We start from the raw sequence: 9,480 nt of genomic DNA on the forward strand, positions 1-9,480 counted from the left end.
ACCGTACTCCCCGCTTCGGCGGAAACGCTGTACAACCAGCCTCCGTTTTCCGAAAAGGAACTCAACCAATTTATCGCCGATCTTCCCCGTTTCCGGGCATGGATCAAAACCAACAAGGAAAAGGCCCACCCGATCGTCAATGAAGCGGGTGAACCCGATTTCCTTTATTCCGAGAACGCCGCCGGATACATTAAGGCTGCAGGCTGGAAACCGGAACGCTTTTTCTGCATTATGGGGCGGGCCGCCGCCGCTGTCGCCATCATCCAGCAAGGGGACGCCATCACGAAGGAGCCCCCCGTTGAAATGCCCAATGTGAGCGACGACGAACTCGACGTTGTCCGGCGCAATCTCCCCGGCCTGCTCAAGGCCATCAGCCCGACCCCAATCCCCAAAAAGTAGAGGTCAATATGTCTACTGTCCCCACCGCCGTCCTTTTCCCCGGCCAAGGCTCCCAAGAGCCCGGTATGGGCCGCGATGTTGCCGAAGCATCGAAAGAAGCCATGGAGCTCTGGAAAAAAGCCGAACAGATCAGCGGCCTTCCCCTGCGCGCCGTCTACTGGGAAAGCGACGACGCGGCGCTCATGGCCGACACCAAGCACCTCCAGCCCGCGTTGACGGTCGTCAACGTGACGCTGTGGCAGGCGCTTTCCGGAAAGCTGTCCCCCGCCTGCGCCGCAGGCCACAGCCTTGGCGAATACAGCGCTTTGGCCGCTGCCGGAGCCCTGTCCCCCGAATCGACCCTTGAACTGGTGAGCCGGCGCGGGAAGCTGATGGCGGACGCCGATCCCGACGGCAAGGGCGGCATGGCGGCAATCCTCAAGCTCAACCGCGAAGCCGTGAACGAAATCGCCAAGGCCGCTGCTGAAGCCACGGGAGAAATCCTCATTGTGGCCAACCACAACACCCCGGCCCAGTTCGTCATCAGCGGGACCAAGGCGGCGGTGGAAGCGGCCCTTCCGCTCGTTAAGGAAAAGAAAGGCCGGGTGGTTTCCCTTCCGGTCAGCGGAGCCTTCCACAGCCCCCTGATGGATACGGCCGCGCAGGAACTCGCCAAGGCGCTCAACAAGATGACGTGGTCCAGACCGCGTTTTCCCGTTTACAGCAATGTGACCGGCAAAGCGGTGACTGATGGCGAAAGCCTGCGCGAACTCGCCACCGTTCAGATGATTTCCTCGGTCCTGTGGATCGATACAATCGCCAACCAGTGGCACGACGGTATCCGCTCATGGGTTGAAGTGGGCCCGAAGGGAACCCTCTCCCGTATGGTCAAACCCATCCTCGACGCCGTTCCGGTGGAGGAAGAAGTCACCATCACAGCTGTTGGCTCTCTGGAAGGCGTGAACGCCTTCGCCTAATCCCTCACGCCAAATCAAAACCGCCCGATACAAAGGAAGGGAGGACGTTGAAAAACGCCCTCCCTTCCTTTGTATCGGATCAATCTCTCTATCGGGTCAGTTTGCGGAACTTCAAGCGGTGCGGCTGATCCGCGTCCTTACCGAGGCGCTTCTTGCGATCTTCCTCGTATTCCGAATAGTTCCCGTCAAAGAACACGACCGACGAATCGCCTTCAAACGCCATAATGTGCGTAGCGATACGATCGAGGAACCAGCGGTCGTGGCTGACGACCAGTACGCAGCCCGCGAAATTTTCCAGACCGTCCTCAAGGGCACGCATGGTGTTTACATCAATATCGTTGGTCGGTTCGTCAAGCAGGATGACGTTGGCACCGGATTTGAGCATCCGGGCGGTGTGTACGCGGTTCCGTTCGCCGCCGGACAGGACGTCAACCTTCTTCTGCTGATCCGAGCCGGTGAAGTTAAAACGGGAACAATAGGCGCGGGCGTTGATTTCCCGGTTGCCAAGCTTGATCGTCTCGGCACCGTCGCTGATCAGCTCATATACGGTCTTGCCCGGCGTCAGGGACTCACGCTGCTGATCCACATACGCGAACTGAACGGTGTCACCGATGGTCAACGTGCCCGCGTCAGGCTTTTCCTGCCCAACAAGCATCTTGAAGAGCGTCGTCTTACCCGCACCGTTCGGGCCGATGATGCCCACGATAGCACCCGCCGGAATGATGAAGTTTACGTCTTCCATCAGCTCCTTGTCGCCGAGGGCTTTACTGACGCCCACGGCTTCAATGACCTTCTTGCCCAGACGGGGGCCTGCGGGGATATAGATTTCCAGTTCGGGAGCCCGCTTTTCGCTTTCGTGGCTCAGCATGGCCTCATAGGCGTTGATACGCGCCTTGCCCTTGGCATGACGCCCCTTGGGGGACATGCGGATCCATTCCAACTCACGGCTGAGGGTCTTGCGGCGCTCGTCCTCGGCCTTGTCTTCCTGAGCGAGGCCTTTTCTTTCTGCTCCAGCCAAGAGGAATAATTGCCCTTCCATGGAATCCCGCGGCCACGATCCAGCTCGAGAATCCATCCCGCGACGTTGTCGAGGAAGTAACGGTCGTGGGTCACGGCAATGACCGTACCGGGGAAATTCTGGAGGTACCGTTCCAACCACGCCACGGATTCGGCGTCCAAGTGGTTGGTAGGTTCGTCGAGCAGAAGGATATCGGGATTCTGCAGCAGCAGGCGGCACAGCGCCACACGGCGCTTTTCACCACCGGAGATGACGGAAACGGGCGTGTCCCCCGGAGGGCACCGCAAGGCATCCATCGCCATCTCAAGCTTGGAGTCAAGATCCCATGCACCTTTCGCATCCATGAGCTCCTGCACCTGCCCCTGGCGTTCGATGAGTTTATCCATTTCCTCCGGCTCCATGGGCTCGGCGAATTTGGCGTTGATCTCTTCGAACTCCTTGACTAAATTAACAAGTTCCTGCGCCCCTTCCTCCACGACTTCACGGACGGTCCGCATTTCGTTGACCAGCGGTTCCTGCTCCAGATAACCGATGGTATAGCCGGGAGCCAGCACGGTCTTTCCTTCAAAGGATTGATCCACGCCCGCAAGGATCTTCAGCAGCGAAGATTTGCCCGATCCGTTCAGGCCGAGGACGCCGATCTTCGCGCCGTAGAAATAGGAAAGGGAAATATCTTTCAACACTTCACGCTGCCCATGACGCTTGGACACGCGGATCATGGAATAAATAATCTTATCGGGTTCGTTGCTCATGAAATCTCCTTACAAAAAAATGGCCCCATCGTTGGACGTTCCGCTTCAACGACAGAGTCTGAATGAACTCATGATATGTTACAGACAGAAAAAATTTTGTCCAGTGGGACGAAGCCTCGACCGGTTCCGGACCCATCATTTCATTCCCGTTCCTTGTTCCAGCCATTTTCTTTCGGACTCTTGCGTATAGCTACGAAACACGTTAGGAGGAACTTTCATTTTAAAAGCCACTGTGCGCAACAGCGTGGCGAAAGGACTGTTATGAGCAGCACACCAGACGAAATCACTATTGAATACGAAGAATCCGGGCAGATCCTCATCAAGGAACTGGACAAGGTCATCCTCTCCAAGGGGGCATGGACGACAATCCTTTTCCGCTATCAGGAGCTCGACGCGGAAACGGGCGAATACGGTCCGGACAAGTATGCTATCCGCCGTTATCAGAAGTCGGGGGGCGAATACCGCCAAAAGTCCAAATTCAACATATCCAGCGCGGAACAGGCTCGCAAGATCGTGGATGCCCTCTCCGGCTGGCTCGCGGACGCTTGATGCACACCCTTGCCCAAATGCTTTCCGCCGTCCTCGTGACGGCTTTTTTCGTTTTTCAGACGGCCATCGCCCATGCGGACGGCTTGTTTTCAGCCACCGTGACGCAGTGTACGGACGGAGACACGCTTGTGCTTGATACGGGACAGCGCGTCCGGCTTGCCGGAGTCGATACCCCTGAGAAAGGCTCCAAGGATACCCCGCCCCAGTATTATGCCCGCGAGGCAGCGCGCTTCACCTGCGAGCGGACACGGAAACAGCGGGTCAAGGTCATCCCGCTTCCCGGGGCATCCCGAGATCGGTATCAAAGGCTTGTCGCGGAAATCATCCTTCCCGACGGGCGTTCCCTCAATGAACAGCTTCTCCAGCAGGGCATGGCTTCTTTTTACGCGCACAAGAACCTCCCCAGCCAGTTGGTACGCCGCCTGACTGCGGCTCAAAAGGACGCACTGGACAAGCGCGCGGGCTGCTGGGGGTTCATCCTGACCCGCCCTCAGGCTCAGGAGCCCTACATCGGCAATAGGAACAGCAAACGTTTTTTCTCCAAAGCATGTCTGCGCACGGCCAATATTTCGAAAAAAAATCAAATCCGCTTTTCGGATCTCGAAGAGGCGTTCAGGTTGGGCTATGCGCCGGCAAGGCCATGCGGCATCTGGCCGTCCGCAGAGTAAGGGGCTTTCCTGCACTCCACCAAAAGGATACTCTGTTCTCATGAATACAGAACGTGGAGGCAAAGATGTGGAACGCCGAAACAGCCCAATTCCTGCATAACTGGTATGCAACGCCTGAGGGAACCTATGCCATCACTCAGGAAAACCGCCTTTTTCAACACTTGATCTCTCAGTGGCCCCGGCGCGGGCATACGCTTCTGGACATAGGGTGTGGAGCGGGTATCTTTTTGGAGATGCTCTGGCACTATGGATTTGATGTCACGGGGCTTGATACCGGTACTGACCTGCTCGACATGGCGAGGGAACGGCTGGGGAACCGGGCTGAATTCCAGCTGGGCCGCCCGGAACATCTCCCTTTCGACGATGAAGAATTCGATTACGCAGCTCTGCTCACCGTGTTGGAATACGTGGACAACCCGGAAGACGTACTGCGCGAAGCCATCAGAGTTTCCCATCGCGGCGTCATCATCGGTTTTATGAACAGTTTTTCGCTCTATCAGATACAAAGGCGCCTGCACCGTCCCACCCTTGAGTACAGGCACAGACGCCATAACCTGAATTTCTGGTCGCTGGCCCGTATGGTCAGGCGAATCCGTCCCAAGGCCACCCTCTCTTTCCGATCCGTATTGCTTGGCCCGCCAAACACATGGAAGAAAGAAGGGCTTTGGGGGAAGATCAACAGCCTGCAAACGCCGCTGCCCATCGGGGCATATCTCGGCCTCTGCATCGACACCATGCCGCGTGTCCCCCTGACGCCTTTACTCCTTCGCGCCAAAGAGAAAGCGTTCAAAGTCTATACGGGGCTCCAGCCCGAGGCCAGCCGGGAGGGGGCTCCTTCCCGTCCCTGATGGATGTCCCTCCTCTTGGGGTGCCCCCCTCAAAGAACGACAGTATTCTCAGCCGAAATACCTTCGGGAGAGATATGGCTCAGGCAAAGGGCACTCCCCCCGCCCTTTGCCCCATCACGGCAGCGGCGCTCCTGCGACTGAAAACGGCCATAACCGCCCCCTCTCGGCCTGGCTCATCCATCAAAAGGCTTCATCAGCGTATTTCCTTAGAATGTCGCAGCCCCGGCATCCGAACCCTACCCTTGAGAGAAGCGCACACGAAAACGGTTTCCGCCTTCCCAATGCTCGTGCGCCACTTTCCAGCCCAAGCGTTCACAGCCGCGCAGCACAAGAGAGAGCCCCAGCCCGCTTCCGGGGCTTTTGCTGGTCCCGCGCACGCCCCGTTCAAACATGCGTGTGCGCACATCAGGATCGATGACGGGAGCGGTATCCGTCAGAAGCATTTCATCCGCACGGAACTCCAACAGAATGCGGCCCTGTTCGGTATAGCGACATGCGTTGTCGAGCAGATTGTGCAAAACCATGGCGGCCAACTCAGGGCTTCCCAAAACCGTCAGCCGGTCGGGCAACAGACTGGAAAAGGTGACAGGCCTCCCTCGCAAGCGTTCCCGGATCTCCACCTCCTCCTGCCTCGCCAGCACACACAGATCGAAAGGCCGGAATTCCAACTGCTCCGGCTTACGCGCAAGAAGCAACATTGTACCGACCATCGCCGTCATGGACGCAACAGTCCGCTGCATTCTGACCACAATCGGAAGCAGTTTGTCATCTCCGCCCAAGCGGCTTTCCAAAATCTCCACCCCGCCCTGCAATACGGTCAGCGGAGTGCGCAACTCATGGCTGACGTCCCCAGTGAACAGCTGTTCCCGGTTCAAAAACTCCCGTAAGGCCTGCTCCCTCCCTGCGAACGCCCGCGCCAGCTCTCCGACCTCGTCATCCCGAGAACACAATAGGGTGTCATCCAGAGCTTCGCCCCGGTTGACCCTGCCGGTCAGCTCGACAAGCGGCGAGACCAGCCGGCGGCTCAACCAATAAGCCAGCAATCCCGCCCCGATCAGGCTCCCCGCGACACATGCCAGCGCAATATCGGCCATCACCTCTTCCAAGTCGTCAAGGTCCTTGATCTTGCCGACAATGGCGTACTCTTGCCCCTCCTTGTCCCGGTATGTCATGGCATAGCGATCCCGTTTGATGCGCACGAGCTCACGCACCTTGGAACGCTCCGGACGCAAATCATCAGGAATGGCTTCCCCGACGTACCATTTTACCTTCAGTTCCTTTGCAAGCAGCTCGCTGTCTACGGAAAGCCTTTCTCCCTTACGGAGAGTGCGCCCTTCCTCAGCGGCTATGAGCACATGCATGATCGGTTCCATATGCCACCGGATGACATGCGTAATCGCATAGTCATACGAAAGGTAGGCGCTCAGGCTGAATATCCCTCCGGTGACCAGCGTCAAGACGAGGAACGCCTCCGCGATGCGCCTGCTGAGCGAACGTGTCCTGACTCGCCGCGCCACCCGATCACGCAATGCCGCCAGCGGACGGAAAAGGCATATTGCCCGCCACAAGGCGCTGCAACCGGCACAGAGTCCATTAAGAGACGACGGTGTTTTATTCATGCCGAACCAACGTATAGCCTACATGCGGGATCGTCTTGAGAAGCGGACAGGTAAACGGTTTATCCAGCTTCTGGCGCAATTCATGGATATGGGTACGCAAGGCATCGCTGTCCGGCGGAAAATCCCCCCAGATGGCTTGTTCAAGTTCCGTTCTGGGGACGACGGCCGGAGCGGCCCGCAGCAATGTCTCCAAAATGACGAACCCTGTTGGGCTCAAACGCAGGGGCACCCCGCTCCGGGTTGCGCTGTGGGCTGCGGGATCAAGGTCAATGTCTTCCCAACATAAGACGCTGCGGGTCTGCCGCCCCCGCGCGCGGCGCACCAGCGCACGCAACCGGGCGTCCAGTTCCTTCATCGAAAACGGCTTGACCAGATAGTCGTCAGCTCCGCAATCAAGCCCCGTCACACGATCCGCAACCGTATCACGGGCCGTCAACATGAGAATCGGCGTCGGATCGACATGATCTTCCCGTAAAGCCCGGCACACCGCCAACCCGTCCATCCCCGGAAGCATGATATCCAGCACGATGACGTCAAAGGTACCCGCCACCGCCATCTCCAGTCCGATATGGCCGTTGGCGGAACAGTCGAGCTCATAGCCGAGAGGTTCGAGGAACGCGTACAGATTTGCGGTAATATCTTGGTTGTCTTCAATAATCAGTGCACGTATCCGGCCTGCTTCCATGCGCTCCTCCGCTTCCTGCAAACGGTCTTCCGGCAATGCCCATAAACAAAAGGCGGGCACAGAGAATCTCCGCGCCCGCCTTCCCGAACGAACTACTTCACGATTTCAAGGTACCGCACGTCCACTTCATTGGCGCGCCCTTGCTTCTTGTGATCCACCTCGCCCGTCAGCCTCACCCGCGTCTCCGGCGTTACCCTATTGGGACCAAAGATCCGCTGACCGATTTCTACCGTTATCTTTCCGGAATCATCCTGAAATACATACTTGTTTTTGCTGAGGCGTTCCAGAATATTCCCTTCCAGCGTACAGGGGGTATCATCAAGGGCATTTTGTACCTGCGCCGCTTTCGTAATGGTCTGAGGGCCGGGGCCAGCGAATCCGCCAGTACTGGCATTAGGTCCCTCAAAACCCGCGAAAGCGGGAACTGCCAAAGCCAAAGAAAGCAGCAAAGCCATGATGTAACGCATACGGATACTCCTTTATGGGGGTTCTCTTCGTTGGTGAAGCTATCATGCTACACAGGGCGTGAAGAGAATGTTAAGAGCAAAAAAAAATTCTCTCAAGCGCCCTCCCGCACTCTTCGCATCTTCATCACCATGCGATGTCCTTTTTTCTCACTGAATTCGCAGTAAAAAAACGGAGCGGCCGGAATACGGTTTTTTGCGGCCTCCGGCACGCTCAGCAACCACCGGCAGCATCCGCCCCGAGGGAACTCCCGCGCCGTTAAGGCCGGGCCCTTGTTTTCCACTCGGGACTATTGCACACTTTATACTCTGGAGGTGCAATCATGGCCAAGCACGACAGTCTCCCCGTTTCGTCCGGCAAGCTGCCCCTGTTCGCCCCCTTTGCCGTTCCAAAGATCGGAAACATGGCTACGGCATGGCACGAAATACTGCATCTTGGTACCAAGCAGCGCCACTCCGCCGGAAGCATCGTCAAGGTTGAGGGCGAAACCTGTTTCGATCTCTTTTATATTGATGAAGGGAAAGTCCATGTGGTTTTCGACACGATCGACGGCAGGATGCGTTCGGTCGTTTCCTTTGAAGCGGGAAGCATCTTCAACCTCGCTCCCGCGGCCACCCGGCGTGAGGCATCCGGCCAGTATCGGTGCATGACCGACGCCGTAATCTGGCAAATTCCGGGAAAGGTACTGCATGATGCCGTTTTCGCCGCCCGGTATCCCAACCTCATGCTTTCCGTTATCGAATTGCTCGGCACGCTGGTCCTCACCTACCATACGTATCTCACTGACATGCTTATGGATGATTTCGTCACCCGTTTCAGCCGCTTTCTTATTTCCCTCAGCCTTGAACGGGGTTCCGACGAGTTCCCTCTCGGCATGACGCAGGAACAGCTCGCTTCCGTGTTCGGCGTCCATCGCGCTACGCTGGCGCGGGCAATCCAGCACCTCAAACAGGAAGCCATCATTGCCTGCTTTACCTGCCGCCGCGTGGAAATCATTGATATGGAACGGCTGCGCCATATGGCGCACCTGTAAAGCCCGCCTTTTCGTGAAAAAATATCTATTTAGTTTGTTTTTATTTTAACTAAATTATTTCAGTATAATATAAAACAACAAAAAAGCTCGTCATTCTTCATGACGGGCTTTTTTTTGCGTTTTGTCGCATATGCGATAGTCGCACTCACCCGTATTGTGAAAGAAAGAACACACAAAGGCATCTCATGATGCCCCAACTTCGGAAAACACCGTTTTGCTCAGGAGGAAACGAATATGCCCCCAGTCATCGACAGGACCAAATGTATTGGTTGCGGCATGTGTGCGGACGTGTGCCCGCTCCAAGTCTTTCGCCACGATCCCAAGAAAGACAAAATTCCTGAAGTACGCCGCCCCTATGAATGCTGGCATTGCAACGCCTGTGTTCTTGATTGCCGGGCCAAGGCGATCGAACTCCGGCTTCCTCTGACGCACATGTTGCTCTATGTGGACTCCGATTCCCTCAAACCCAAAGAATGACCCCACAGCAT

10 protein-coding genes and 1 pseudogene are annotated in these 9,480 nt (G+C 56.8%); 7 read left to right on the forward strand and 4 right to left on the reverse strand.

What is annotated here, in order from left to right; all coding sequences use genetic code 11:
- Positions 1-399, forward strand: a 399-nt coding sequence (locus HMPREF0178_RS21885) for a hypothetical protein (protein WP_009378670.1), incomplete at its 5' end; no start/stop codon positions are given.
- An 8-nt stretch (positions 400-407) separates the two neighbouring features.
- Positions 408-1,355 (forward strand): ACP S-malonyltransferase, encoded by a 948-nt coding sequence (gene fabD, locus HMPREF0178_RS02280; RefSeq protein ID WP_009378671.1) that lies wholly within the window; start codon positions 408-410, stop codon positions 1,353-1,355.
- 88 nt (positions 1,356-1,443) lie between these two features.
- Here fabD and ettA read toward each other — a convergent pair.
- Positions 1,444-3,125 (reverse strand): annotated as a pseudogene (gene ettA / locus HMPREF0178_RS02285) (energy-dependent translational throttle protein EttA).
- Positions 3,126-3,386: 261 nt separating this feature from the next.
- Between ettA and HMPREF0178_RS02290 the strand changes: the two are divergent.
- From HMPREF0178_RS02290 to HMPREF0178_RS02300, 3 genes are all read left to right on the forward strand, one after another.
- Positions 3,387-3,674, forward strand: a complete 288-nt coding sequence (locus HMPREF0178_RS02290; protein WP_005026731.1) for a hypothetical protein — start codon at positions 3,387-3,389, stop codon at positions 3,672-3,674.
- Entirely contained in the window at positions 3,674-4,342 is a 669-nt protein-coding gene (locus HMPREF0178_RS02295) for a thermonuclease family protein (protein ID WP_009378681.1), read from the forward strand. The genes HMPREF0178_RS02290 and HMPREF0178_RS02295 overlap by 1 nt, the downstream gene beginning before the upstream one ends.
- A gap of 65 nt (positions 4,343-4,407) precedes the next feature.
- Positions 4,408-5,190 (forward strand): class I SAM-dependent methyltransferase, encoded by a 783-nt coding sequence (locus HMPREF0178_RS02300; protein WP_009378684.1) that lies wholly within the window; start codon positions 4,408-4,410, stop codon positions 5,188-5,190.
- A 236-nt stretch (positions 5,191-5,426) separates the two neighbouring features.
- On the opposite strand, the gene HMPREF0178_RS02305 is transcribed toward HMPREF0178_RS02300, so the two are convergent.
- The 3 genes from HMPREF0178_RS02305 to HMPREF0178_RS02315 all read right to left on the reverse strand — a co-directional run bounded on the left by HMPREF0178_RS02305 (position 5,427) and on the right by HMPREF0178_RS02315 (position 7,961).
- The gene (locus tag HMPREF0178_RS02305; protein ID WP_232281166.1) at positions 5,427-6,758 is read right to left on the reverse strand and encodes a sensor histidine kinase; all 1,332 of its coding nucleotides are present in this window, start codon (positions 6,756-6,758) and stop codon (positions 5,427-5,429) included.
- A 43-nt stretch (positions 6,759-6,801) separates the two neighbouring features.
- Positions 6,802-7,479 carry a response regulator transcription factor gene (locus HMPREF0178_RS02310; RefSeq protein WP_232281219.1) on the reverse strand — a complete coding sequence of 226 codons (678 nt, stop codon included), beginning with the start codon at positions 7,477-7,479 and terminating at the stop codon, positions 6,802-6,804.
- A 107-nt stretch (positions 7,480-7,586) separates the two neighbouring features.
- Complete coding sequence (locus HMPREF0178_RS02315) at positions 7,587-7,961, reverse strand: YgiW/YdeI family stress tolerance OB fold protein (RefSeq protein WP_009378691.1); 375 nt, start codon at positions 7,959-7,961, stop codon at positions 7,587-7,589.
- Between the two features lie 320 nt (positions 7,962-8,281).
- Here HMPREF0178_RS02315 and HMPREF0178_RS02320 point away from each other — a divergent pair, with 320 nt between their 5' ends.
- Both HMPREF0178_RS02320 and HMPREF0178_RS02325 read left to right on the forward strand, forming a co-directional pair.
- Positions 8,282-8,992: a Crp/Fnr family transcriptional regulator gene (locus tag HMPREF0178_RS02320; protein WP_009378693.1), complete on the forward strand. Its 711-nt coding sequence runs from the start codon at positions 8,282-8,284 to the stop codon at positions 8,990-8,992.
- A gap of 234 nt (positions 8,993-9,226) precedes the next feature.
- Positions 9,227-9,469: a ferredoxin family protein gene (locus tag HMPREF0178_RS02325; RefSeq protein WP_005026716.1), complete on the forward strand. Its 243-nt coding sequence runs from the start codon at positions 9,227-9,229 to the stop codon at positions 9,467-9,469.
- Positions 9,470-9,480: the final 11 nt, after the last annotated feature.

It is taken from the genome of Bilophila sp. 4_1_30 (assembly GCF_000224655.1).
GTDB classification, from domain to species: domain Bacteria; phylum Desulfobacterota; class Desulfovibrionia; order Desulfovibrionales; family Desulfovibrionaceae; genus Bilophila; species Bilophila wadsworthia.

Coding starts and splice junctions, on each gene's coding strand:
- fabD (WP_009378671.1), top strand. CDS start 408: ATGTCTACTGTCCCCACCGCCGTCCTTTTCCCCGGCCAAGGCTCCCAA.
- HMPREF0178_RS02290 (WP_005026731.1), top strand. CDS start 3,387: ATGAGCAGCACACCAGACGAAATCACTATTGAATACGAAGAATCCGGG.
- HMPREF0178_RS02295 (WP_009378681.1), top strand. CDS start 3,674: ATGCACACCCTTGCCCAAATGCTTTCCGCCGTCCTCGTGACGGCTTTT.
- HMPREF0178_RS02300 (WP_009378684.1), top strand. CDS start 4,408: ATGTGGAACGCCGAAACAGCCCAATTCCTGCATAACTGGTATGCAACG.
- HMPREF0178_RS02315 (WP_009378691.1), bottom strand. CDS start 7,961: ATGCGTTACATCATGGCTTTGCTGCTTTCTTTGGCTTTGGCAGTTCCC.
- HMPREF0178_RS02320 (WP_009378693.1), top strand. CDS start 8,282: ATGGCCAAGCACGACAGTCTCCCCGTTTCGTCCGGCAAGCTGCCCCTG.
- HMPREF0178_RS02325 (WP_005026716.1), top strand. CDS start 9,227: ATGCCCCCAGTCATCGACAGGACCAAATGTATTGGTTGCGGCATGTGT.